This is a genomic window from Methylobacterium sp. Leaf93 (assembly GCF_001422345.1).
GTDB lineage: Bacteria > Pseudomonadota > Alphaproteobacteria > Rhizobiales > Beijerinckiaceae > Methylobacterium > Methylobacterium bullatum.
In genome coordinates this window covers 400,510-426,192 of sequence record NZ_LMMS01000023.1, presented here as the reverse complement: position 1 = coordinate 426,192, position 25,683 = coordinate 400,510, and the positions used below count along the sequence as shown (strand labels likewise).

Genomic DNA, 25,683 nt, shown 5'->3' with positions numbered 1-25,683 from the left:
AGAGCGCCTAACAGAACCGTTTGATCTGGTTGAGAGTGATGAGGCTGGTCGCGAGGCTCGTGAAGGCCTCGTAGATGTCTGCACGTCGCTCGTAGCGGACGGGCAGGCGGCGGAAGCGGTTGAACCAGGCGTGGGTACGCTCGACGACCCAGCGATGCCGACCGAGTTTCTCGCTGCTTTCGATACCCTTCCGCGCGATGCGCGGGACGATCCCCCGCGCCCGGCACTCCTGACGGCGGGGTCGGGCATCGTAGGCCTTGTCGGCGTGCAGCTTGTCCGGACGGCGTCGCGGTCGCCCTCGTCGACCACTCCGCAGAGGCGGAATGGCATCGAGGGTGGCCGCCATCATGACGGTGTCGTGTCGGCTGGCCCCGCTCAGGCGGAAGCCGAGCGGCGTGCCGCGCGCGTCGGTGACGAGGTGGCGCTTCGTGCCCGGCTTGCCCCGGTCCGTCGGGTTCGGGCCGGTGGCAGCCCCCCTTTTTTAGCCGGGACAGACGCGCTGTCCAGGCAAGCCCGGTTCCAGTCGATCTCACCCGCTGCGTGCAGGCGCTCCAGCAGCACGTGATGCAGGCGGCTCCATCCGCCCGCCGCTTGCCAGTCCCGCAGCCGCCGCCAGCAACTCATGCACCCTTTTTTAGCCGGGACAGACGCGCTGTCCAGGCAAGCCCGGTTCCAGTCGATCTCACCCGCTGCGTGCAGGCGCTCCAGCAGCACGTGATGCAGGCGGCTCCATACGCCCGCCGCTTGCCAGTCCCGCAGCCGCCGCCAGCAACTCATGCCGGAGCCGCAGCCCATCTCKGCCGGTAGCATCTCCCACGGCAGACCCGAGCGCAGCACGAACAGGATRCCCGTCAGTGTGGCCCGGTTCGCGATCGGACGACGCCCGCCCTTCGGASGGGGCCGAGGCGGCGGGAGCAGCGGAGCGATCTCATCCCAGAGATCATCGGGGAGAAGCGGTCTGGCCATGCCAAACCAACGCTCAACATCCGACTCGGTGCCGTTCTGTTAGNGGAGCAGCGGAGCGATCTCATCCCAGAGATCATCGGGGAGAAGCGGTCTGGCCATGCCAAACCAACGCTCAACATCCGACTCGGTGCCGTTCTGTTAGTTGCTCTTAAGGTCCAGGCCGTGTCAAAACTCTGGGATTGAGGCTTTCGCGGTCGGGTGACGTCCCGGTCTCGCGAGAATGGGCTATTTATCGCGTCGGATGGGTTTTTGCGATTGAGAGACGACCGGTTTTAGGTGGAGGCGCCTCCTGAACGGCTCCTCGGCATCTCTGGCAAGCGGTCCATGCTCCCGCTCAGGTGGGAATCGCCGCCAGAAGTACCCGGCTTCCCAGGATGTTGAGAACGCGCGTCAGATTGTAGGCGAGGATCTGGAGCGCCATCTCGGTCGAGACGCGCGGCAGGGTCTTGCTCAGGAAGTGCGTGGCCCCCACCCGCGCCTTCAGCGTACCAAGGGGATGCTCGAGAGTCTCGCGCCTGACCCGCATGGCCAGCGGATCGGCGTCCAATCGGCGCTGCACCGTCTTCAGCACGTCCTCATGCTCCCAACGCGTCACCCGGCGCTCTTTGCCCGTCGTGCAGGCCGCCTTCATTGGTCAGGCCGAGCATACGTTCGTTCAGTAACGATGCAGCATCAGACCCTTCTCCACCGTGGTGCAACGGTGGGCCAGCGTCTCGCCCACCGGACACACGTAGGCTTTCTCTTCCCGACGGTATAGCGAGATCTGCCGGTCGGGCGTCGCCTTCATCTGCTCCTCCAGACCGGCCAACCGCTTCATCTCCTGCCCGAGGCGGGCGATCTTGTCCTTACGCCGCACCACCTTGGCGGCCAGTTCGGGTGTGGGATCCTGACGATCGGCCGTGTCGAGCTGCGAGAGGTAGAGCGACACGCTCTCCTCGATCTGCTGACAGCGCCGGTCGAGCTTGCCTTGGATGAAATTGCGGTCGCGGTCGTTGACCGCCTTGAACTGCGAGCCGTCGATCGCGACGCGTGTGCCGGTCAGCAGGCCCATCTCACGGCACACACCGACGAAGCGGGCACAGACGCGCCCGATGGCCGGTCCGTTCTGCCGGCGGAACTCGGCAATGGTCTTGTGGTCGGGTGACAGCTGACCCGTCAGCCACATGACCTCGACGTTGCGGCCCGCTTCACGCTCCAGACGCCGGCTCGACGGGACCCGATTGAGGTATCCGTAGACGTAGAGCTTCATGAGAGCGGCCGGATGGTAGCCCGGGCGCCCCGTCCGTTCCGCATCGACGTCCGCGAAGCCGAGCGCCCCGAGATCCAGCGCATCTACGAACGCATCGACAACGCGAACCGGGTTGTCCTCGGCGATCCAGTCTTCAAGACATGGCGGAAACAACGTCGTCTGATCGCGCTCGGCACCGACAACAAACCGTCCCATGCCATCCTCCGGTCGACCCGAAGAAAGGTACCAACATCCGGGTTTTGACACAGGCAGAGTCATGAGATCAATGCGGGGCGGGCGGGCGGGTGGGCGGCGCCGCGGGGGTGATCTCGCGCGCCTAGAACATCGGGGTGCCACCCGTCACCGGCACCAATGCGCCAGTCATGTAGCTGCCCTCACGTGAGGCTAGGAGGACATAGGCCGGCGCGAGTTCCGCGGGCTGACCTGCTCGTCCAAGGGGGGTATCCGCGCCGAGCTGCGCGATCTGCTCGGGACTTTTCACGATCGGCTGGATGGGCGTCCAGATCGGGCCGGGCGCCACGCAGTTCACGCGAATGCCCTTTGGAGCGAGCAAGTTCGAGAGACCGATGGTCAAGCTCGCGATGGCCCCCTTGGTCGCAGCGTAGATCAGCATCGTCTTGTCGGCCACCTTGGCCTGCTGGCTGGTCGAATTGACGATTGCTGAGCCGGGCTTCATATGCGGCACCGCCGCTTGGCAGAGGTAGTACATCGCAAACACGTTGGCTCGGAATGACCCTTCGAGATCCGCGGCGATCACGTCGTCAAGGTCTTCGTTGGCCGTTTGCGCAGCGGCGTTGTTCACCAGGATATCGATGCCGCCGAGGGCATCGACAGTCTGAGCGACGAGATCGCGGCAATGCGTTTCATTCCGCAGGTCGCCCGGCAACAACAGGGCGCGACGCCCAGCCTTCTCGATCCAATGCGCTGTGTCTTCGGCATCGGATTGTTCGACGGGTAGGTAGGAGATTGCTACGTCCGCCCCTTCACGCGCATAGGCGATCGCGACAGCTCGCCCGATTCCACTGTCTCCCCCGGTAATCAGTGCCACTTTACCCGCGAGCAAGTCCTTGCCGACATAGCTATCCTCGCCATGATCCGGCGTCGGCGTCATCTTCGACGTCAGGCCGGGCCGTTCCTGCTGCTGGTCTCCGGGAAAGGGCGGCCGGGGGCCGGCGGTGCGCGGGTCTGAGGTCATCGTCTATCCTTCCGAAGGCCTCGGCTAACGTGACAGAAGGTGGTTCGTAGCTGCGACAGAATGGTGTCGGAGCGCGCAATCTCTGCAGACTGGAGATCTCGTGGGCAGTAATGGAGACATCGACAGAAATCGTCCTACCGGGGGCATGGTAAAACTCGTCGCAGGCTACGCGCGGAAGGCATTCGATTGATCTCGCTATGGCTTACGAACCAACTGCGGCCCGGCCGTTTCCATCGCCAGGCCAAGGCAACAGCTCTCATCGCCGCTCATGGGCCGCTGGCCTATACCGAGGCTCGCGAGCTGGCCCGGATCGGTCGAGACGGCCAAACCCGGTACGGGGGGCGTGTCGCGGTCGAGATAGCGCGGCGCGAGGGACGAGAGGTCGGGGTGACGGACACTGACCAGTATTCAGGATCGTAGGCACCTTGCTAGGGATCAGGCTTTGCCAAGACAGGGCAAGGGCCGTTGGCAATTCGCCGACTTCCGTGGTGTAGCGCGGGCTCCGCATCTCGAATTTCGTCGACCAGCTCCGCTTTTTCTCCCGGCCTGCGCGGGCCGGCAAGACGGCCCTGCGGCCGAAGCGCCGGTTGCACTCGTCCATTGCGGCAACCAGTGGCGCGCTGCGCTCATGGTCGAGCTGCCCGACCAGGGCGCGCTGGGTATCATCCAGCATCTCGAGATCAATGGTGATGACGCCGTTTTTGCTGTAGCGCCATGGCCGGTCACCGGGGGAAGTCGATAGCGCCTTGCAGGAAGTCATCCACCGGCGACGGAAATCCTGCACAGTCCGTCGCACCGTTGATCGGCACGCGGTCCATGGACGCATCGTCGCGCGTCATCTCCTCGACGCGTAATAGGCCCACCGCTCGCTCAAATCCGTGATAGAACATAAAAAGAACAAACGGCCTGCCGGTTCGTGGTCAAGCTGAACATTGCGCGCATGTGGACAACCGGCCGACGAAGAGCACGACGATGGCGATCAAGACGACGTTCATGGTGTAGACCTTCACCATTAAGTGGAAGCGCTTCGTTCCCGGAGACCGCGAGCTAGCACCGACCGAGTTCGGAGCGCTGGAAAAGGTCGAGGCGATGGCTGACCGGATGCCGGGCACGGCAGCGATCAAGTTCATAGCCGACGACGAGACCGGCGAGCTGGAGAGGGCGACGATCCTCGGTCATTTCGGTGGGATCCCGGACAATTTCGGCGAAAGTCTACAGGGCGGGTAGGCTCGCCGCCGGATCAGGGAGACGACATGGCGTTCAAAGCAAAATCGGCCTCGGAAACGAAGGCCGCGGATCTGGCATCGGCCCTCGTCAGGATCGCGGATCGCGAGGGCGCGCCGGTCAGTATCGGTGGCGATCAACTGCGGCGGGGCAATCCGCGACTGACGCCCCTGGCAATCGGCCAGATGTACCGGAAACACCGCGACATCCTCGAAGCCGACCTCGCAGAGCGTGGCTATGCGCTGATCGACTATGCCGACCAAGGGCCAGGCAGGGGAATGGAATTCGAGATCGGGGTCGCCTGAACGTTCTCGCCACGAAGGGGCTTCTGCGGCCATCGCAATGATCCAGGCAAGTGGCACCAGGCGGACGGGCCTACTTCGCCGACAGGATCGGCACGGCCCCCTTCGGCCGGCTTGGCACGTTCCAAAAGTACTTGGTCGGCTCGAACCGGATGGCATTTGCCTCGACGGCCGACACCACCTCACCGCTCGGGACCATAGCCCCGCAGAAGTTGGATCGGATCACGCCGAGGTCGGGATGCACTCCAACGAGTTGGAACGTTGTCCACCTAAGGCGGCCGGCCTCGTCGGCGTGCTTGTCGCGGAAGGCTTCACGCCGCCGCCTCGCGGGCTGCCGGGTTCGATCTTGAAGGCTGTGACGCTGACATGAGGCCTGGCGGCTGTGATGAGCCGGACGGGATCGAGGGCGAGGATCGACCGCGCCAGGACATGCGAGCCACATGCGGCACTGCGCCTGCCGGCCCATCGCTCAAAGGCAGGCGTCCTGTGCAACCTCGAGCCTGCCAGCGGAGATCGCGGACAGAAACGCGTGATAGTCCGCGTCGTTCTGGTCCCCGTAAGCGTGTGCCCAATCCGCGAACGCTTCGCGCAGATCCGCGCGTCCGTCGTGACCACAATAGCCGGCAATGGCCGCAGCATCACCCGTGCGGGCATGCGCCCGCGCGAGGAGCGCCCCATAGGCGTGGGAAAAGTACAGAAGCGGCTGTCCTGCCATCCTGGCGATGGGGATATCACCTTTCATGTTCTTCATCTGACGGACGTAGAAGGGCCGATCATCAATCGACGTCCAACCCAGCAGAGGATCTCCCACCGCCTGCAGAAGCTTCTGTCCGTAGATGACACGCTCGCCCTCGTGGCTCGCATAGGGTTCGGGCATGCCAGTCAGATAGGGCGCGTGAGCCGGGCGAACGGCCTCCTTGACCTGAAGGAAGAGCGCGTCCTGATCGGAATTGCCGCAGAGCAGAGCCACGTAGGCGCGGGTTCCGACACTGCCGACCCCGACCACCCGATGGGCGACGTCCACCACGTGATAGCGGTTGAGCATGAAGCGGCGCTCGCGCGGTAAGGTCTCGGCATAGCGTTCGAGACCCGAGGTTACGTTCTGGCGCGTGGCCTCGTCGACGCGCATGAGGATTGGCGGCTCCTCGCGAAACCGCCAGCTGCCATCAGTGCGCCGCTCGCCAACCCGGTCGAGCAGGCTCTTGTTGTTCTTGCGGCGCGCCTTCTCGACGGCCTTGCGCACCACCATCTGGGATTGCGAGTCGCTCTCGATCCCGGAAAATTCGAGCTGGTCGGCCCGCGCCGCTCGCTGCCACACATCAAGGGAGCCGCGGGGCGCCAGATCGTCCATGGTATGTTGATACCCGGCCACGGCCGCGAGCACGGCCTCCCGCCGTTCCAAGGCCCTTACACCATCGTCACGCGCCGCCACTTCGACACTGGCGCAGAGCCTTTTCAGATCCCATTCCCAAGGTCCGATCGTCACCTCGTCGAAATCGTTGAGATCGAAAACCACTTCACCCTGCGGTGTGCCGAACAACCCGAAATTCGAGATGTGCGCGTCACCGTTCATGACGACGTCGATCGCACCGCGTGCGCCCTGTGCCAGGTCCCAGGCCATCACATGCGCCGCACCGCGCAGGAAGGCGAAAGGAGAACTCGCCATCCGGGCGATCCTCAACGGAATCAGTTGGGCTTGCCTGCCCTCATGCGCGCCCTCGATCAACGAGACTGGATCGGGGCGGTCGGAGTCTGTTTCGAGAGCGGCATGGACCGCATGAGGCACTTTCGCCCGCAAGGTCTTGCCGGCGGCGCGGCGTTTTTCCCAGGGCTCTACGCCGGTGCGAAGATCAATATGAGGGAAGTCCGCCAGCGGCTCGAGGACGGCGTCCGGCGCGGTCTTGACGGCCTCGTTCGGCTCGACATGTGTGACATTGGAAACATCCGTCGATTGATCCAAGTCGCAGATCCTTCTCATAGCGATGGATTAGAACGGGAGACAGACCGCGAGTAACGCAATGCTGGCGGCGGGCGCAGAAAATCGGCAATCGGCGAAACACATCATCGAGAACAGGCTTCAGGACTTTTGCGGGCGGATGCATCGCTCATGAGTGGCCCAGCCCCGGAGCCCCGATTTGCCTCGTGATCGAAACCAGCCGCCGTATCGGGATACCGTGGAACACCGATCGTGACCGAGGTGCATTCGAGGGAGGGTTCGAACACTCGGTGGCGCGTGCCTTCGCGCCCGTCGATGGAAATAGCAGTTCGAGAGATTGGAAAGAGCTTTGATAGAGCCCAAAACAGCGTTTGGGCTCTATCAAAGCTAACGGCCACGGACGCCGAGCCAAGGTGCGCGTACATCCGGCGTCACCCCAACCCGGCATCGTGGCCGTTCCCGATCAAGCGACGTGGGTCGCGATCGGCGTGATCCTCATATGGTGGTCATATGGTTAACGATCAATGAGGAGCCCTAACCCGCTACTCCGCAGCCTCGGCCTTGGCATCATCCTCGTCGAGGATGCCTTCCAGATCGCCGGTGAGAGCATCGAGTTGCTCGGCGGTCGCCAGGATCTTGAACTTGGTACCGTGCTCGGCTTCAACAGCGATCTCGACGTGGTCGCCAACCTTCGCCGCGAGAGCCTGCTTCAGGGTGTAGGTCGTAGCCTTGTCGTTCGCTGCCATGAGGGTCTCCTTGTTCGGCAGCAGCCAACGCGTCGGCGCTGAAAAGGGTCACGCTGCCTATCGAGTTTTAGCGCTTTCCGAGTGCGACTTCTTCGCGGAGGAACAGGCAAACCCACCACATGGTTGGTCGCCTGGACAACGATCCAGGAGGAAACATGACAATCATCCGTTCGCTCACCGCTGCCGCAGCCATACTGACGCTCACGGCCGCCACCACGATCGCGGCCCCCTGCGCCGTCGGCACAACGTCCAACAGTCAGGACAAGCAAGCCGCAGCGGACAAGAGTTCCAAAGTAGACGGTGGCTCCGACGCCAAGGTGACACCGGGCGCAAAGGCAGAGTCCCCCGGCACCGTCGGCGCCATGAACAATGTCGGTTCGAACACCCAGCCCGCCGCCGGGGAGAAGAAGCCGGCCGAGGGCCAAGTCGTGAAACCCGGCAGCGACGACTGCTGATAATCTCATTGCTTCACACAACCTGACGGAGAAAGCCCCGCGACGCCTATGGCCGCGGGGCTAATTTCGAGACAGGCTCGAGGGACACGGACTAACCCGCGCCGTAGCCACCCTTTTCGTTGGTTAAGTGATTGCTCGGGGAATGGTCGTCATACCCCCCTGTTGATGGCCCCTTATCTGTCGGGGGCTTTACAGAGCGCGGCCCTGTTGGACCGGCATCGGCGAGTCCATCAGGTTCTTTCGCCTTTTCGGCATGGTGGAGCGGTGACGGGGTTTTAGGTTCACCTGATGCGATATCATCGATCATTGGTTCGCTCCCTGTTTTCACTTCAACGGGAGCGGGATTGAGGTGTTCCTGCATGGCGGGACTAGATCGCGAAAGCCAGCAGCGGTTTGACGCAATCCAGCCCGTCGCCGATTTTGGAGAGTGAAGGTCCCATTGCTGAAATCGGCCTGTAGGGCGAACCGGAACTGGTGCGTCGTGCGAAGTACTGAGACTGGTCAAAAAGCAGTGCTGATGCCGGCCTTTTCCTCCACGACGTGTTTGATGATCGAGCGGGCAGGGCCGAGCGTCAGTCGCGCCCTGGAACGCTTCCGATCATGTGGGGCTTTGCTTCTTACAACGATGAGAGAATGAACCCATGACCGCAGCCGATACACCGCAGCCCGGCGCCGATTTGCAGCCCATCGACAGTCCGCCAGCGACGTCCCAACCGCTTGAGCAAAAGCCGCCCTCGATCCCGGAAGAAGACGATCCGGAGATCGAAAAGACTGAGGAGCAGCCGAGCTAGCACTACCTGGGCACTTTGAGGGCGTCTGCTGCGTTGTCTCGCTTGGGATGGCTTGTGGGGCGGCGATGGATCGGGATCGCGTGGGGATGGACGAGCTCGACACCTGGCTGGCGCCGTTCCTGGCGGTGATGGGTCGCAAGACCCGGCGGACCTGGGCACCGCTCTATCTCCGGGGTCTGCTCGGTCCGGGGGATCGCAAGAGCCTTCAGCCGATGGCGGCACGGCTCGGGCTGTCGGGCCACGACCAGTTGCAGCACTTCATCGCCAGCCCGGCCTGGGACGACGGACCGCTCTGGACGGAGCTGGCCCGCCAGGCGGATCGATTGGTCGGCGGACCCGATGCCTGCCTGGTGATCGACGACACGGCCCTGCCGAAGAAGGGCACGCGCTCGGTCGGGGTGGCGCGCCAGTACTGCGGTGCGCTGGGCAAGCAGGCCAACTGCCAGTCTCTGGTCTCCCTCACCCTGGCGCAGGGCGAGGTGCCCGTGCCGGTGGGCCTGCGCCTGTTCCTGCCCGAGGCGTGGACGCGCGATCCGCAGCGGTGCGGGCAGGCCGGCGTGCCCGAGCCCGCGACCGTGCCGCGGAGCAAGAGTGAGATCGCGCTCTGCGAACTCGATCGCTTGAGGGCGGAGGGGCTACGCTTCGGCACGGTGCTGGCGGATGCGGGCTACGGCGTCAGCGCCGCCTTCCGTCACGGCCTGGATGCGCGGGGCCTGCGCTGGGCCGTCGGCATCGTCAGGAACCAGAAGGTCTACGCGGCCGACGTGCAGCTCGTGCCGCCGACCGGTCGCGCGCGCAAGCCCTCGCCGGACCGGGAGCCGCGGGACGCCGAGGCGGTGCTGGCCGATCTGACATGGCGGCGCGTGACGTGGCGCCAGGGTACGAAGGGCAAGCTCTCGGCCCGGTTCGCCGCCCTCCGGGTGCGGGTCGGCGACGGTCCGGTCTGGGGCAACAACCGGCACCTGCCGGGCGAAGAGGCCTGGCTCGTGGGCGAGTGGCGCTCCTCGGGCGAGCGCAAGTACTACCTGTCCAACCTCCCGCCCGGCACGTCACGACGCGCGCTGGCCGGCACGATCAAGGCGCGCTGGGTCTGCGAGCAGGCTCACCAGCAGCTCAAGGAAGAACTCGGCCTGGATCACTTCGAGGGACGGTCCTGGACCGGGCTGCATCGCCACGCGCTGATGACGTGCATCGCCTGCGCTTACCTGCAGCACCTCCGCCTCGCCGAACATCATCGGACGGGGCGGGGAAAAAATGACGACCCGCCTGCCGAGCCCGCCGCCGTCGCCCAGCCTGCCCGCCGTGCGGCAGGCCATCCTCGGACGGCTGTTCGCCAAGCTGGCTCCACCCGTCCTGTGCCCCCACTGCCGAAGGCGCTTCCCGCTACCCTCTGACTCCAAAATGCCCAGGTAGTGCTAGAGGCTATTATGGATCTGGGCGATCTGGAATCCAGATGAAGAGGCATGACCTCTTCGTGCCAAGCCTACCCGTCCGATGTTCCCGATGATGAATGGGCGCTGGTCGCGCCGTATCTGACGCTGCTGCGCGAGGATGCAGGGCAGCGTGAGTATTCGCTTCGCTAGGCGTTCAACGGGTTACGCTACGTGGTGAAGACGGGAGCACCCTAGCGGTGGATGCCCCTGACCTTCTGCCCTGGGAGACTGTCTACCAGGAGGCGCAGTGCTGGCTGGCGGCAGGATGCTTCAAGCAACTCGCCGACGATCTGCCGGCGCTCCTGCGCCTGGCTTCCGGGCGTTCTCCCGAGCCGAGCGCGGCGATCCTCGACAGTCGGACCCTTCGCTCGACGCCCGAGAGCGGCGAGCGGGCCGGCTACGAGGACGTCAAGCGTAAGAACGGCTCGAAGGCCCATCTGGCCGTCGACACCCTGGGCCATCTCCTGGCCCTGCACGTCACGCCCGCCGATGCCGACGATCGTGCCCAGGTCGGGCATCGGGCCGAGGTCGTGCAGGCCGCCACCGGAATAACGTCGATCTCGCGTATGTCGACCAGGGCTACACTGGGGAAAAGCCGGCCAAGGCCGCCTGCGAACACGGCATAGAACTGGAGGTCGTCAAACTTCCGGAGGCCAAGCGCAGCTTCGTGCTGCTGCCGCGCCGCTGGGTCGTGGAGCGTTCCTTCGCCTGGGCGACGCGCTTCCGCCGCCTCGTCAAGGATGACGAGCGCTATCCCAGCATGCTCGCCGATCTCCACATCGTCGCCTTCGTCTGCCTCATGCTCAAACAGGCCGCTCAACTGGGAAGCGGTTCATAACAGCCTCTATCAGGTCGCTGAATAAGTCGCTGGTCGGCATGTCCTGGAGCTGATTCACTCTGTCCGAGGCAAGAGTGGGGGCGGGCGATGCGCGGGCGTGAGGATCGATCGGAGAGCCTGTTCAGCTACGTCCGCCTGGAGGAGCGCTTTCCGGCCGATCATCCCTTACGGCCGATCCGGGCGCTAGCGGACGAGGTCCTGGCCGGACTAAACGGGCGTTTCGAGGCGCTGTAGTCAGGGATGGGGCGGCCCTCGATCCCTCCGGAGATGCTGCTCCGGGCGACGCTGCTGCAGGCCTTCTTCTCTGTGCGGTCCGAGCGGATGCTGATGGAGCAGATCGACTACAATCTGCTGTTCAGGTGGTTCGTCGAGTTGAAGATGGACGCCTCCGTCTGGCATCCGACGGTGTTCACGCACAACCGCGCCCGGTTGCTGGAGGCGGATGTCGCCCGCGCCTTTCTCTCGGGCCTGATGGCCCTGAAGCCCGTCAAGCGGCTTCTGTCGAGCGACCACTTTTCCGTCGACGGCACGCTGATCGAGGCCTGGGCGAGCATGAAGAGCTTCCGGCCCAAGGACGGCTCGAGCGAACCGCCGGGACCGGGCCGCAACGGCGAACGCGACTTCCGCGAGGAGACGCGCTCGAACGAGACCCACGCCTCGGCCACCGATCCGGATGCCCGTCTCTATCGCAAGAGCGCGGGCCAGGAGAGCCGGCTGTGCTTCATGGGCCATGCCCTGATGGAGAACCGCAACGGGCTGGTGGTGGACGCGACGCTGACCCATGCCACGGGGACCGCCGAGCGCGAGGCGACGCTGACGATGCTCGACCGTCATCCGCGCCGGCATCGGATCACCCTGGGGGCGGACAAGGCCTACGATGTCCGGGCCTTCGTCGGCGACCTGCGGGCGCGCCGCGTCACGCCCCACATCGCCATCAGCGGGGCGGTGTCCAAATCCGGCAAGCCGCGCAAAACGGCCATCGATGGTCGCACCACGCGCCATCCCGGCTACGCGATCAGTCTGCGCTGCCGCAAGCGCGTGGAGGAGGTCTTCGGCTGGATCAAGGTCCAGGCGGGGTTGGCCAAGGTGGAGGCGGTCTTCACCTTCGCGGCCGTCGCCTACAACCTCGTGCGCCTGCCCAGGCTACTGGCCAAAGCGGCTGGATGAGGGGAAAGCCCGGGGCCGGGGCCCAACTACGGAAACGGAGGGGCCGCCGAAGGTGATGCCCCCCCCTCGAAGGTGCCGGTCGCCGCCAACACAGCCGACATCATCCATGCCAAGAGTCAAATCAGACTTTTTCAGCGGCCTGCTAGAAGCAAGCCGCCGGCAGGCCGCCGCCACGTCACCGGCGGCGGCGTCCTTCTCCACCGGACCTCGATGACCGTGACCCATGGATCAATGCTATCGAGACTCGGTTTGGGAGGGCTGGAGCGCGGCCGGAAAGCCGGACCGCTCCCGAAATCCCTATCTCCTGCGTCGGCGGCGGAGCCAGCGCCGGATTCCGATCACGAGTGAAGCGGCGAGCACGAGCAATCCCAGAACCGGATGCACGATGGCGGCGGCCTGGAACAGGACGAACACGCCGAGGACCGCCATCCAGGGCTTCAGCGGAGTGTCCTCCTCGACATCGCCGCCGCGCGGCGATCCGGGACGCGGCTGGTCAGTCGCCGGCGCGGGGCGACGGCCGATGGAGGGCAGGCCGCTTCGTCCGGGCACGCTTCTGGCGGGCCGCTCGGCCTCGAGCAGGATGGGATCGGGCTGCGGCAGCGGGCGTTCGGCCGGGCTCCACCAGCCCTCGCGCGGCGGCACGCCCCGGGCGGATTGCGCGCGGAAGGGGGTGATCCGGGGCTGGGCCGATTGCTGCGGCGCCCCGTGTTTCTCGGCGAGCCGCCGCGCCTGCGCGACCAGGGGAGCACCGGCTTCGGGCGTGACCATCCGGACGAAGCGGGCAAAGCCCAAAGCCGCCCCGAGCACCGCCTGCCCCTCGCTCCGGCCCCAGCGGCGGCCGGCGGGTCCGTGCCCCTCGATGCCGTGCAACAGGGCGCGGAACCGCCGCAGAGTCTCGCGCGGCACCGCGACCCGCTCGTTCACCGTGAGCCCGGTGACCTCCTGGTGCCGCCCCCGCCGCATCACCCGCGTCTTGTCGGGATGGACGGTGAAGCCTTCGGCGGCAACGATCTCGTGCACGAATTTCAGGAGCGCGCCGGTCTTGCCCGCCGCTTCGCCCGAGGCGGAAAACGTCATGTCGTCGGCGTAGCGCGTGTAGGTGAAGCCGAGCGACGCGGCGAGGCCGGTGAGGCGCGCGTCGAGGCGGGTGCAGACGAGGTTGGTGAGCGCCGGGCTCGTGGGCGCCCCCTGGGGCAGGCGGCGCGGTCCGCGCGCCGCGTAGAGACGCTGCCCGTCGATCTCGACCTCGTCCACGTCCGGCTCGGTGCAGAGCAGGGCGAGCACCGTAGCCACCGGCTCGGCATAGCCGAGGCCCCGGAACTTGCCCTTGATCCGGCGGTAATCCAGCGTCGGGAAGAAGTCCTTGAGGTCGAGGTTGACTACCACGTCCCGCCCCACATGGAGGGCGGCGTTCGTCAGGATCGAGCGGCCCGGAACGAAGCCGTGGGCCGCGTCGTGGATGCCGGCATGGGCCAGCACGGCATCGAGGATCCAGTATTGCGCCCGCTTGAGCCGGGGCATCGGCGCCGAGATGGCACGCAGCCCGCCGGTCTTCTTCGGGATGGTGAAACGCTGGTAATGGCTCACCGTGGCGAGCGCCCTGTCATAGGCGAGGAAGCGCAGCTCGCCGAGGCCGATCCCCATGGCCTCGGCCACCGCGACGGGGCTCGCCAGGTCCGGCAAGCCGTCGGCTCGCGACGCTCCGGCGTCTCCCCGCGCCGAGAGACCCGCTGAGACGCCCTCACCGAGATACAGGATCTCCCAGTTCCGGCGCCCGTGCCAGGCGAGCGCGCGTTCGTGCCGTCCGCGCGCGCCGTTGAGCTTGGTTTCGCGCCGCCGTTCCAGAGCCGCCTTCTTCCGGCGCTTGTGCATCGCCTTGAGGGCGGCATCCGGATTTTTCCAGAGCGCCGCGCTCCGATGCAGGTCCGTCAGTTCGCGGGTGAGCTCGCCCCGGCGGCGGATGACGTCCTCGGGGAGGTTCGGCTGATCCGTCCCGGCCGGCCAGTAGCCGAGCCGGATCATCTCTTCCAGGACGACCTCGTCCTTCGAGCTCTCGCGGATGCGGTCGTAGAGTTGCTGCCGGGTGAGCGAGCCGGGCTGGACGCTCATGGGCGGCTCGCCCGCACGGGAGGATGAATGAGGGACGCCGGCCGGAAAGCCTTCGTCAAGTCTCGGGACTGGTCCGGTCCACTCGATGCCGGCACGACCCCTACCGCGCGTTTGGGTTCAAGGAACCCAAACAGAAAGCGCGCGGTAGGGGTCTGTGCCGGCCCAGTGAAGAGCGGGCCAGTGACGCTTTGCCGGGCAGGGTGCAGGGACGGCGAAACGCCGCCCAGAATGCAAGGTCCGCTCCGCCCGACGTCCCTCAGGGGAAGAAGCTTAAAGCATGCCGGGGAGGGCATCAATCGGTTCCCGACGCGGTTCCTCACGCCTGACTCCTCATCGGCTTGCCCTCGACCTGCGCGTGGACGATGCGGCGCAGGGCCAGCATGTGCTCGCAGGGGCCGCGCATCAGTTTGTTGCGAATGTAGAAGCCGCAGGTGCAATGGCCGCCGACCATGCGGTCGTCCGCGTCGATCTCGACGGCGGTCGCCATGGCCCGGCCATCGTCCAGGACCGAGCCGGTGAGGCTGCGCCGGCCCTCGGCGCGGGTGATGGGGCCGAGGGTCACGAGCCCGGCGGCGAGGAAACGGTCGGCCTTGGCCTCCTGCTCCGAGGCGAAGCGCAGGGCGCCCGCATCGAGGGGTTCGCGGGTGAGTTCGCGCAGGCGAAACACCCGCTTGTCGAGATCGAACATGACCCGGCCGGCCTGGACGTAGCCGCCGAGCGCGGATTCCACCGTCGCCCGGTCGAGGCCGGTCTCGGCGGCGAGGGTCCCGGCATCGGCGAAGAGATGGCGGCCCAGCGCCGCGAAGACCCGCGCGGCCGTGCCCGCATCGACATCCGTGCGGGGCGCGAGGAGGTCGAACTGGCCGGCGCGGGACCAGTCGTTGGCGGTCCAGCCGGACAGGCCGAGGGTGAAGCGCAGGCCGCCGTAATCCACCACCGCGAAGGAGGGCAGCCCGGTGCCGAGGAGATGGAGCCGCACGGATCGGGCGAGCGGCAGGGCGCGGGCGAGGATCGTCAGACGGCGCCGGCCCCAGAGCCGGATCTCGGCGCTCGCCGGCCCCCGATAGATCGAGCGCCGGAAGGTCAGGCGCTCGTTCCAGGGTTCGATTAGCACGCTCACCGGCCGGTCCGGTTCGAGCAGGAAGCGCAGAGAGCGCGGGCCGTACCGCTCCCGGCGGGCGGCGAGCCGCGTGAGGATCGCGTGCAGGTCGACGGGGTGGAGATCGACCACGCAGGCGGGCTGCGTCATGGCGCTCGACACCTGCAGGAAGCCCCGCATCCAGGAATCGGGCAGATTGATCTTGTCCTCGCGATACTCCTCCGTTCCGGTGGTCTGGACGGAGAAGCCGGTGGGGTCGATGGCGAGTTCGGTGTCGCGGTCGCTGCGGATCTTCTGGAACTCGTCGTACAGAGCGTGGCTGTAATCGATGTTGGTGGTGCCGAAGGCCATCTCGCCCATGCGCTCGAACACGTCATGGTCGCAGGAGAGGCGTCCGTAGGTGGATTCGTCGAGGCTGAAACACTCGAAGAAGATCTCGTCGGGATGCACGGTGATGACCGGGTCGAGGACGATCCAGGCGTCGAGATCCTCCTTGTAGAGGCGGTCGAAATAGCGCTGCCGGGCCTTGTAGAACGGCCGCATCACCGTTTGGGACGCGGCATCGATGTCCGTGAGTTCGCGGCGCAGGACCTCGATCTCGGCCTCCAGACCGTCCCGCCCGGCCAGCGCCTCGGCCAGGAGCTGCTGCTCGTTGGCCTGCAGCCAGGCGAAATAGGCGCTACGGTCCTTCGGCTTGAAGCGCAGGTCCGACACCACGACGTGGTGCAGGGCCGAGATCGCCTCGCGGAACGGCAGGTGGCGGGCGACCCGTCCGTTGAAGAAGGTCGGCGCGCGCAAGGTATCGGGGGCGAAGCCGAGCCGCGTCGTACCCCCTTCCGTGACGGCGCGGCTCTCGCCGAGATAGCGGTGGACGACGTTCATCGGGCACCCTCCGGCAGGGATCCGGGGGCGGGCCGCGCCACGGAGGGGCGCCGGACGAGGGGCATCTCGAGATCCGGATAGGCGTTGGCGATGTCACGAAGCGCCAGGATTGCGGCGTTCCGGTCGCGCGCCGTGACGCTCAGGGACAGGTCGGCGAAGAGGGGCAGCAAACGGTGCGCCCGCTCCCGGCTGCGCAGGGCCTCCCCTTTCAGGAAGGCGGCCATCCTGTCCTTGGCGGTCCGCCCCGTCAGCACCTGCAGCATGACGATGCGGGCGAGCGGCACGAGACGGGCGAAGGCCTCCTCGCTGGCCACGGCCTGCGCCGTCAGCAACTCCGTCACCAGGAGGTGCATCGAGGGCGAGGGATGTTCGAGGAGGCGCAGGATCTGGGCATCCGCCTCGCCCGGCCGCAGCCGGCTGCGCAGGATTCGGCGGGCGAAGGCCAGGACCTCCGGCTTGACGCTGTCGGTGACGACGGAAAGCGCCTCCGGCGTCCAGGCCTCCTCCGGCCAGGTCGTGAAATGGCTCTCCGCGAAGGCGACGGTCTCCGGCCAGTCGCTCTCGACGAGAAGGACGGCCTCGGCCGCCTCGGCCTGGAAGCGGGCCGGCTCGGCCAGATAGGCGGCCATCGCCCATTGCCGCACGGAGAGATGCGAATGGCCCCCGAGCCGCGCGATCTGGCGCACGCTGAAGAGGCCCGGCGCCCGCTCGGCTAGCACGATGGCCCCGAGACGCTGCGCGCCCTTGGCCTGCGCCTGGAGGAGGCGCCACAGGGTGCCGGCGTCGAGGGCAGCGAGTTCCCCGGGCATCGCCTCGCCCAAGAGCGCGACGATGTCGGCGACGAACTGGTCGTCCGGCGCGGTGCGGAACAGGCTCGCGATGAGGGCTTGCGCCAGCGGGCCGGCGCTGGCCGGATCGGCATCGACCAGGCGCTTGACCAGGGGCCGCGCCGCCTTTCGCAGGACGGGCGAAGGACCGGAGGCGAAGGCGAGAATGTGGTCGGCGTGCCGGCGGAGCCGCTCATCGTCGAGGCGCGACAGGAGGCCGATGGCGGCGTCCCGCACGTCCAGGGAATCCGAGCCGATTAGGGCGTACCATTGCTCGGCGGGCAGGCCATCGGCATCGGTGCCGGACAGGGCCAGCAACGCGACGCCCGCAGCGATCATCTCCGGTGCCGGATGCGCCATCAGCGCGCCGATGTCGTGCCCGGCCACCGGCATGTCGTGGTTCGGCCAGAGCAGCGGGAGGCCGCCGCGCATGGCACGGATCGCCGCCTTCGATTCCTCGTCGAGGATGGGCGGCATCGCCCGCAGCCACGCCACCAGCCGCTCGGCCAGAGGCCCGGCCACGCCGGCCGGAAGCCCGCGCTCGCGGGCGAGGGGGACGAGCGCGGCCCCGACCTCCGGCGCGGCACTCGTGAGCAGCGCGAAGGCCAGAGCTACGTTCGACCAGGGCAAATCCGCCTCGGCCTCGATCCGCCACAGGGCGAGCATTCGCGCCTCCGGAAACCGGGCCTGGACGAGGACGGCGAGGAGTTCGGGATCGGCCCCGCCCCGGGCGAGACGCTCCCGCGCGATCTCCAGGCCGAGGGCGGCGACGGCGGGTAGAGTCGCGCCGAACAGGCGACCGATTGCGGCGGCATCGAGGGCGGCGCAGGCCGCGGTGTCGGCCCGCAGGACGCGCAGGCCCAGCATCGCCACAGGGTCGATCCGCCCCTCCGTGGCGAGACGGAGGGCGAGGTCCGGCCGCGCGCTCCAGAGGTCGGGGAAGGCCTCGTCCCGCGCGTCGAGGTCGGTGTCGGCATCGAGGAAGAACGTGGCCGAGCCCGAACGCGGCCGTGCCTGCGGGGCATGGCGGAACAGGAGATGGCTCGCCGCCCAGTGGGTCGCGAGCGGCCCGCGCAGGCGGGGCTGGCGGCCCCAGGCGCCGTCCGCCTGACGCCGCCACAGGGTCGAGACCGTGCGCTGGCTCAGATCCTCCGGCCGCAACCTCAGCAGCAGGCCGGCGGCCATCCCGGCGAAGGCCGGATCGCCGACCTCGCCGCGCTTGCGCAGGGCCCGCCAGATCCGGCGCTTGAGGTAGAGCGAGGTGGCCGAGGACAGGCCGATCCGCGCATGCGGGCCACTGCGCGCCTCGCGCACCACAACGAGCTGCCGCAGCTCGGGCGAGTAGAAGGAGCCGCTGCCGGATTTGTACATCGCCTTCGCGGTCTCGAGCCGCAGCGCGGTGGCGCCGAAGAGGCCGGCATCGTCGGCCATCTCGGCATGTTTGAAGAGGCGGCGCAGGCCGATGAGGTAGGGCGGCCGGGGGGCCAAGCGCGGGAGCGCGGCGCAGAGGCCCGCATGCAGCGCGGCATCGTGCTGCGCGCAGCGGCCGAGCGCCACCAGCGCCGGCCCGACGGCGAGCGGCTTGCCCCTGGCGAGGACGGTCAGCGCGGCGACGAGGCCGTCCGCGTCGCCGGCGCGGGCCGGCCGGGCGATGGTGTCGGGCAGGTCCGCTTCATCGCCGGGGGAGCGCCTCTGCGCGCCCATCAGCGGCGAGACCAGGGCGAAGCGGGCGAGATCGCGGATCACGACGCTGCTCGTCTCGGCCGCCACGGCCTCGAGGATTGGTGCCGCCTTGCCCCCCACGGCGCGGGCCAGCGCCCAGACCAGGGCGTAGCTCGCCCCCGCCGGTCCGACGTCCCGCACCATCGCCACGAGGTCCAGCTCCGCTTGCGCGATGCGGAGCTGGCCGATGCGCCAGAGCAGGCGCTCACGGTCCTTCTCCGGCCACGGCCCGCGCCGGCAGGATGCCAGCCGCGCGAGAAGGATGCCGTCGCGGCCCCCGGCCGGGGTGCCGCCCTCCCGCGATTCCGCCTCGGCCGTCTGTCCGGGGAAGGCGGCGGCCGGGTCGATCCGGCGGTAGCCGCTGTTGATCTTCGCAACGACGACGCTGTCGAACACTTTCGCGGCGGCATCGGCGGTGATCGGCTGCGCCGTCTTCGACCCCTCGCGCAGGATCGCGCCGCGTCGTCCGTAGCGGATATTCACGAGGAACCGCTCGGGCGCGGCGACCGCGTCGTTCTCCACGAGGTCCACCTCGTAGACCTTGTCGGAGGCTCCCTCCTTCAGGTGGAGGCGCGCCGCACGGACGACCCTCATGCGGCGGACCCGGAGAGGGCGACACTGCGATCCTCGGGTCTCTGCATCGTGGCTCCTCGCGAGACGGGGAAGAAGCGGCGACCGGCGCGGTGACATGCGGCGTTCCGGTCGCAGGGATGTCTAGCCGCCCTGGGATCGCGGGGGCAACCCTGGGGCCGGGGCGTGCATTGATGGACGCGTCCCCCATATCGCCCCGCCTGCTTAGCGCGGAACCACCGAGGCGGCGACGCGCTCTGCCCGCCTTTACGGCCGGACCGCACGTCCTTGCCGGTGGCCCGCAGGCGGATGAGGACCGCGCCGCCCTCGGTCGTGCGGCTCTCGTCGGTGACCGCGATGTCTTTCACCTCGCGGATGGTGCCCAGTGATCCTCCCCCGGTTTTGCGGACACCTCTGATACGCCCCTTACGGGCGGGGCAGGTGTTTGATGGCAAAGACGAGACGCAAGTTCACCCCGGAGTTCAAACGCGAGGCGGTGGCGCTGCTGGAAAGCAGCGGCCGAAATCGGGATCCCGCCGTCGATGCTGAGGCAATGGTGCACGGCGCTGATGGGCGGCTGCCTGCCACCGCGGCCAGCGGGATTGTCAGGAACCGCGCCGATGAGCCCGGTGTCATCGCCGTCCGATCAGGCGGCCGAGATCGCCCGTCTGCGGCGTGAACTCGACTGGACGCGCATGGATCGCCACGTCCTAGAAAAAGCGATCGGCATCTTCGCGGAGATGCCCAAATGACGTTCGCCTTCATCGAGCAGCATGCGAGCGGCCCAAGCCGGTGCGTCTCATGTGCCGCGTGCTCGGAGTCTCCCCCAGCGGCTCTTACGGCTGGCGATCACGTCCCGAGAGCGACCGGTCGTTGTCCAACCGTCGCCTCCTGGACAGCGTGCAGCGGATCCATGCCGAGCACCACAGGCGCTATGGCTCACCTCGGGTGCATGCGGCCTTGTGCGCGGAGCGCCGAACGGCCAGCCGCAGGCGGGTGGAGCGCCTGATGCGCCGTCATGGCATCCGGGCTCTGGCAGGGCGTCGATACCGGCCCTGCACGACCGACAGCCGTCACAATCTGCCGATCGCGCCCAACCTGCTGAAGCAGCTCTTCTCGGCTGCGATGCCCAACACGGTCTGGCTCGCCGAACCGAAGGACCGCGTAGCGATATCACCTACCTGCCCACCGGTGAGGGCTAACTCTACTTGGCTGCCGTGCTCGATCTCGCCACCCGCAAGATCGTCGGCTGGTCCATGCGCGATCACATGCGGACCAAGCTAACATCGGCCGCCCTGATGATGGCTACCCAACGGCAGCGATCAGCCGCTGGGCTCATCTGTAACTCGGATCGCGGCAGCCAATACGCCGCCGAGGCCTACCGAAAGCAGCTTGCCGACATGAAGGCGACACCCTCCATGAGCCGAACCGGCTGCTGCTACGCCAACGCCCCGATGGAAAGCTTCTTCCACACCCTCAAGGTCGAACTCGCCCACCAGCGACGATGAGCGGCCCGGCACGAGGCCAGACGCGATCTGTTCGCCTACATCGAAGGCTTTTCCAATCGACAGCGCATCTACTCGGCCCTCGGCTATATCACGCCCGAGCAGGCCCAACGGAACGCGAGCTAACCCCCGTGTTCGTCAAACCAGGGGAGGATCAGTTCATTCAAGGAGCACCAGCAAGAGCGCATCGAGCACGCCAGATGCAGTTTCAGAATGCGTAGCGAACGTGGCAATAGGGCATCAGCTCGGCCAGATGATCCTTGAGGCGCGCGATCCATCGGCCTTTCCATCCGGTCCGATAGCGCAGGTTGTCGCCGCCTCCCTGCGACCGTTTCCCCTCTTGGATATCGGGCCGCCAGAGCAGGTCCTCCGCGCGGGGGTGCCAGTTCAGATTGACCGCGTGGAGATCCGCATTGTGCGTGAGTAGAATGATCTCGGCCTTGAGCTGCGCCTTGGCCGCCGGGCCGATCCGCTCGTCGATGGCGGTGAACAGGTCGCGCCAATCGGCCTCCCAGCCTTCGTAGAGGATGACCGGCGAGAAGTTCACGTGGACTTCGAAACCGGCCGCCACGAAATCGTCGATGGCGGCGATGCGCTCATGCATTGGCGCCGTGCGCACATCGACGACCTTGGCGATCCGCTCCGGCATCAGCGAGAAGCGGATACGGGTCTTGCCCCGGGGATCATAGGTGAGCAGCTCCCGGTTCACGGCCTTCGTGGCGAAGGAGGCCTTGGCGTTGGGGAGATCGCGGAACAGCCCGACCATGTCGCGCACGTTGTCCGACAGGGTCGCGTCCACGGACAGATCGCCATTCTCGCCGAGATCGTAGACCCAATGGGCCGCATCCACCGTATCGGGCTCCGGTAGCGGCCCCTGGCGTGCAGCGTGGCGGGCGATCGCAGCGCAGACCTGCTCGATGTTCACGAAGAGCGAGATCGGATTGGCGAAACCCTTGCGCCGGGGGACGTAGCAGTAAGCGCAGGCCATCGCGCAGCCATTCGAGGTGGAGGGCGCGATGAAGTGGGCGCTGCGCCCGTTCGGCCGCATCGTCAGGCCCTTCTTCACACCGAGCACCAAGGTCGAGCGTTTGATCCGCAGCCAATCCTCCGCGGAGCCTGCGTTTCCGTGCAGGTTCGGGATGTTCCAGTGCGACGGGACCTCGATCCGCTCGGCGTGAGGAAAGCGGTCGAGGATCGCGAGCCCGCGCGCGAAATTCGCCACGGCGGGCTCGTGGTAGATCGTGCGGATATCCAGGATGTCGCGGGAAAGGGCCATGCGGTGTCCAGCGGCGCGCCGTTGCACCTCGGCCGGATAGATAGGGCGGAGAGCGCCGGAGAGGATGACGTTCCGGCCGGGGCGCGGCTCCACGGATACGTCGTTAACAGGAAGTTACCGTCAGCCCCTTTGTGGCGGCGCCGAAACATGCGCTCAAGGCGCTTGCGTGCGGCTCCCGTCGCAGGAGGTGAAACCATTGCCTTGGCTACCGCGTATTCCAGGCATGGTCAGTTTCGACATGCTCATCGATGATCTGGAACGAGAGAAGCAGGCGCTCGTGCAGGACACGGCGCGCCGTGGACCTGCGTCCTATGCCGTCATCGATATGCTGATCGCGCTCGACCTGAAGATCTTCGCCTTGAGAACGCTGAGCGAGGACCGCTGAATCCGGCCCGGACAGGACCGGGTCTATCGTCTCGATGTCGTCGAAACCACCGGGTTCTGCCTGCGACATCGAAAGGTCCGAGCGCCTCGGACGGCGCCGGGTCGCATCCCGCAGGCGGGGGAGATCGTGTTTCGGGCGAGCGTTGGTCGTCGGGTTACCGCTCGTGGAGCCTGTCAGGCCGCGGCGGCGTCCTTTTCGGCAAAGGCGAACTTGTACGCGTCTGCGGCGGGTAACGGCTCGCTCAAAAGGTAGCCTTGGGCTTCCGTGCAGCCTTCGCGACGGACGCGGGTCAGCTGCTCTTCGTCCTCGATGCCCTCCGCCGTGATGCTCGCCCCCAGCCGTTCGCCGAGACCGACGATGGCGCGCACGATGGCGGCCGTGTCGGCATCGGCGATCTCGCGAATGAACGAACGGTCGATCTTGATCTTGTCGAAGGGAAAACGCCGCAGGTAGCTGAGCGACGAGTAGCCGGTGCCGAAATCGTCCAGGGCGATGCGGACCCCGAACGCGCGAAGCCGGTGGAGGCAGGCGGTCACGCTTTCCACGTCGCCGATCAGCACCCCCTCGGTGATCTCCAGTTCCAGACGGTTCGGCGGCAGGCCGGAAGCGGCCAGAGCCGATATCACGCAATGTTCCAGGCCGGGCTCCGCGAATTGCACCGCCGAGACGTTGACCGCGACCCGTAGATCGCCCGGCCAGGTCGCCGCTTCCCGGCAGGCTTCCTGCAAGGCCCATGTCCCGAGGGGAACGACGAGGCCGGTCTCTTCGGCCAACGGAATGAAATCGGCGGGCGAGACGATGCCTCTCACGGGGTGGTGCCAGCGCATCAGCGCCTCGAAGCCGCTGGCGGTGTCGGTGGCAAGGTCGATGATCGGCTGATAATGCAGTTCGAACTCGCCGAGCCGTACGGCTTCGCGCATGTCGAGTTCGAGGACGTTTCGCGCGGCGATCGCCGCATCCATGGCGGGTTCGCAGAAGCGGAACGTGCCGCGGCCGGACGCTTTCGCGCGGCCGAGGGCGATGTCGGCGTTCTTCAACAACTGGTCCGGGTCGCCGCCATCCTGAGGCCCGACGGCGATGCCGATGCTGACGCCGACGCTGACCGAACGACCGTCGAGATCGAAAGGCAGCCTCAGCGCCTCGATGAGCTGCTGCGCCGCGGTGCTGGCATTCTGAGGTTGCTCGAGTCCCCTCAGCACGATGGCGAACTCGTCGCCGCCGAGCCGGGCGACGGTGTCCCCCTCGTGAACGGTCGCCGTCAGGCGGTCGGCGACCTGGCGCAGCAGACTGTCTCCCGTCGGGTGGCCGAGGCTGTCATTGATCGCTTTGAAGCGGTCCAGATCGCAGGCGAGAACCGCGAAGATGTGCCCGCGCCGTTCGACATTGTCCATTTCGCGGCCGAGTCTGTCGCGGAACAGCACGCGATTGGGCAAGCCGGTCAAGGCATCGTGCAACGCCAGATGCTCCAGCTGCTGTTCAGCATGCTTGCGCCTTCCGATGTCGATATGCGTCCCGACGATGCGCAAGGGGTGGCCTTCCGCATCGCGTGTCACCACCTTGCCGCGCGACAGGACCCAGCCATACGCTCCGGCCTTCGTCCGCATTCGGAACTCGCATTCGAAAACCGGCGTCCGTCCGTCGATATGGTCCGATAGAAGCCGCCGGGCCGTCGCGGCATCGTCGGGATGCATCAACTGTTGCAAGGCGCGCATATGTCCGTCGATCTCGCCCGGTTCGTAGCCGAGCATGGTCTGCCAACGGTCCGAGAACCAGATGTTGCCCGTGGGGATGTTCCAATCCCAGAGGCCGTCGCTGCCGCTGTCCAGGGCGAAAGCGAGCCGTTCCTCGCTGGACCGTAACGCTGTTTCGGCGGCCTTGCGGTCGGTGACGTCGCGAAGCGACGACACGTAGCCGATGGGCTCGGACGAGCCCGGCAGGCGCGTGACCTTGAGGCACGCCTCGATCCACACCCAGGACCCATCCCGCCGACGATGGCGCTGGGTCGTGATGGCCCCTTCGATCCGGCCTGCCACGAGATCGGCGAGGACCTGCTCAAGGTCGGCGACATCGTCCGGATGGATGAAATCGAGGGGCCGAGTGCCGATGATGTCCTCCGGGCGATAACCGAGGACGGTCATCGAGGCAGGCGATACATACCGGCGGGTCCTATCGAGATCGGACCAGATGATGACGTCGGTGGTATTCTCGGCCAGGAGCCTGTAGGCGGCTTCGCTTTCGCGCAAGGCGTGATTGGCCCGGCGCATACGGTCGACGAACAGGGCGAGTGCCGCGAAACCGACAATCGTGAGCATGATCGCGGCGATGCCCGCGGCGAGCGCGAAATGCGGCAGACTCGATGCCGTGTCGGGCGCGGCCATGTTCGGAACCAGCTCGGCCGCGCCCATGGCGATGAAATGCACGCCCGCGATGGAAACCGTCAGAAGCATCGCCGCCACGGCTGTCGCGTATCGCAGCGTGTCACGCGCGAAAACGACGAAGGCGATGGCGGTAAGCGACCAGCCGACGAGCAGCGCGGTCACGAGGAGCGGCAAGTTCATTGATTGGACGACGGCGAACCGGATACTCGCCATCCCCGCGAGATGCATCCCCGTCATGCTCATGCCCAGGATCACCGCGGCCCCTACGGCCACCACAGGTATGGCGCACCACCGGGACAAGGTGAGCGCCGCCATGGAACCGAGGATGCCGACGAGAAGCGAGACGAGGGTGAGTTTCAGATCATAGGCGATCGCGATGCCGGGATCGTAGCCGAGCATCCCGATGAAGTGGGTGCTCCACATCCCGGCACCGGCCGAGAAACCAGCCGCGAACAGCCAGGCCCATGTCTCGAAGCCCCGGCTCCGAAAAACGTGGCGAGCGAGCCGCAGGGCAGTATGGCACGATACCCAGCATACGAGCGCCGCCAGCGGCAGGACCCACCAATGATGCTGCTCGGTCATGCACAAAAAGGCACGATACATTCTACGACAGCCTTTCGCCACCTTA

Annotated in this window: 15 protein-coding genes and 5 pseudogenes; 9 read left to right on the top strand and 11 right to left on the bottom strand. The window is 66.8% G+C overall.

Features of this window, described 5'->3' with window-relative positions:
- Positions 1–7: 7 nt before the first annotated feature.
- From ASF26_RS23155 to ASF26_RS23755, 4 genes and pseudogenes are all read right to left on the bottom strand, one after another.
- Positions 8–966: pseudogene (locus tag ASF26_RS23155) on the bottom strand (IS5 family transposase).
- Positions 967–1,300: 334 nt separating this feature from the next.
- A pseudogene (locus ASF26_RS13680) lies at positions 1,301–2,410 on the bottom strand (transposase).
- Positions 2,411–2,531: 121 nt separating this feature from the next.
- A complete protein-coding gene (locus tag ASF26_RS13675) occupies positions 2,532–3,410 on the bottom strand; it encodes an SDR family oxidoreductase (RefSeq protein ID WP_056254789.1) in 879 nt (292 codons plus the stop codon).
- A gap of 256 nt (positions 3,411–3,666) precedes the next feature.
- On the bottom strand, positions 3,667–4,083 hold the full coding sequence (locus ASF26_RS23755) for a DUF4113 domain-containing protein (protein ID WP_348271090.1): 417 nt from the start codon (positions 4,081–4,083) through the stop codon (positions 3,667–3,669).
- Between the two features lie 338 nt (positions 4,084–4,421).
- On the opposite strand from ASF26_RS23755, the gene ASF26_RS13670 reads away from it, so the two are divergent.
- Together ASF26_RS13670 and ASF26_RS13665 are read left to right on the top strand one after the other, a co-directional pair.
- Entirely contained in the window at positions 4,422–4,637 is a 216-nt protein-coding gene (locus tag ASF26_RS13670; RefSeq protein WP_244475934.1) for a hypothetical protein, read from the top strand.
- Positions 4,638–4,663: 26 nt separating this feature from the next.
- Positions 4,664–4,939, top strand: a complete 276-nt coding sequence (locus tag ASF26_RS13665; RefSeq protein WP_056254786.1) for a hypothetical protein — start codon at positions 4,664–4,666, stop codon at positions 4,937–4,939.
- A gap of 466 nt (positions 4,940–5,405) precedes the next feature.
- Here the strand turns inward: ASF26_RS13665 and ASF26_RS13660 are convergent, their stop codons facing one another.
- Positions 5,406–6,896, bottom strand: coding sequence for a DUF2252 domain-containing protein (locus ASF26_RS13660; RefSeq protein ID WP_056254783.1), 1,491 nt, complete (start codon positions 6,894–6,896; stop codon positions 5,406–5,408).
- A gap of 518 nt (positions 6,897–7,414) precedes the next feature.
- The gene (locus ASF26_RS13655; protein WP_056254779.1) at positions 7,415–7,618 is read right to left on the bottom strand and encodes a hypothetical protein; all 204 of its coding nucleotides are present in this window, start codon (positions 7,616–7,618) and stop codon (positions 7,415–7,417) included.
- A gap of 155 nt (positions 7,619–7,773) precedes the next feature.
- On the opposite strand from ASF26_RS13655, the gene ASF26_RS13650 reads away from it, so the two are divergent.
- From ASF26_RS13650 to ASF26_RS13630, 5 genes and pseudogenes are all read left to right on the top strand, one after another.
- Complete coding sequence (locus tag ASF26_RS13650) at positions 7,774–8,073, top strand: hypothetical protein (RefSeq protein ID WP_056254775.1); 300 nt, start codon at positions 7,774–7,776, stop codon at positions 8,071–8,073.
- 641 nt (positions 8,074–8,714) lie between these two features.
- The gene (locus ASF26_RS22720) at positions 8,715–8,864 is read left to right on the top strand and encodes a hypothetical protein (RefSeq protein WP_156462990.1); all 150 of its coding nucleotides are present in this window, start codon (positions 8,715–8,717) and stop codon (positions 8,862–8,864) included.
- 65 nt (positions 8,865–8,929) lie between these two features.
- Positions 8,930–10,258, top strand: coding sequence for an IS701 family transposase (locus ASF26_RS13645; protein ID WP_056254770.1), 1,329 nt, complete (start codon positions 8,930–8,932; stop codon positions 10,256–10,258).
- A gap of 69 nt (positions 10,259–10,327) precedes the next feature.
- Positions 10,328–11,135 (top strand): annotated as a pseudogene (locus ASF26_RS13640) (IS5 family transposase).
- An 87-nt stretch (positions 11,136–11,222) separates the two neighbouring features.
- A pseudogene (locus ASF26_RS13630) lies at positions 11,223–12,302 on the top strand (IS5 family transposase).
- 297 nt (positions 12,303–12,599) lie between these two features.
- Here ASF26_RS13630 and ASF26_RS13625 read toward each other — a convergent pair.
- The 3 genes from ASF26_RS13625 to ASF26_RS13615 all read right to left on the bottom strand — a co-directional run bounded on the left by ASF26_RS13625 (position 12,600) and on the right by ASF26_RS13615 (position 19,535).
- Positions 12,600–14,411, bottom strand: a complete 1,812-nt coding sequence (locus ASF26_RS13625) for a reverse transcriptase family protein (RefSeq protein ID WP_056254766.1) — start codon at positions 14,409–14,411, stop codon at positions 12,600–12,602.
- Positions 14,412–14,727: 316 nt separating this feature from the next.
- Positions 14,728–16,392 carry a hypothetical protein gene (locus tag ASF26_RS13620; protein ID WP_056254762.1) on the bottom strand — a complete coding sequence of 555 codons (1,665 nt, stop codon included), beginning with the start codon at positions 16,390–16,392 and terminating at the stop codon, positions 14,728–14,730.
- Positions 16,389–19,535 (bottom strand): hypothetical protein, encoded by a 3,147-nt coding sequence (locus ASF26_RS13615; protein ID WP_056254757.1) that lies wholly within the window; start codon positions 19,533–19,535, stop codon positions 16,389–16,391. Before ASF26_RS13615 ends, ASF26_RS13620 begins: the two co-directional genes overlap by 4 nt.
- 424 nt (positions 19,536–19,959) lie before the next feature.
- On the opposite strand from ASF26_RS13615, the pseudogene ASF26_RS13605 reads away from it, so the two are divergent.
- Positions 19,960–21,142: pseudogene (locus ASF26_RS13605) on the top strand (IS3 family transposase).
- Positions 21,143–21,224: 82 nt separating this feature from the next.
- Here ASF26_RS13605 and ASF26_RS13600 read toward each other — a convergent pair.
- Positions 21,225–22,292, bottom strand: a complete 1,068-nt coding sequence (locus ASF26_RS13600; RefSeq protein ID WP_056254936.1) for a spore photoproduct lyase family protein — start codon at positions 22,290–22,292, stop codon at positions 21,225–21,227.
- Positions 22,293–22,356: 64 nt separating this feature from the next.
- Between ASF26_RS13600 and ASF26_RS22715 the strand changes: the two genes are divergently transcribed.
- Positions 22,357–22,677, top strand: a complete 321-nt coding sequence (locus ASF26_RS22715; RefSeq protein WP_156462989.1) for a hypothetical protein — start codon at positions 22,357–22,359, stop codon at positions 22,675–22,677.
- A gap of 173 nt (positions 22,678–22,850) precedes the next feature.
- Here the strand turns inward: ASF26_RS22715 and ASF26_RS13595 are convergent, their stop codons facing one another.
- On the bottom strand, positions 22,851–25,637 hold the full coding sequence (locus ASF26_RS13595; RefSeq protein ID WP_244475927.1) for an EAL domain-containing protein: 2,787 nt from the start codon (positions 25,635–25,637) through the stop codon (positions 22,851–22,853).
- Positions 25,638–25,683: the final 46 nt, after the last annotated feature.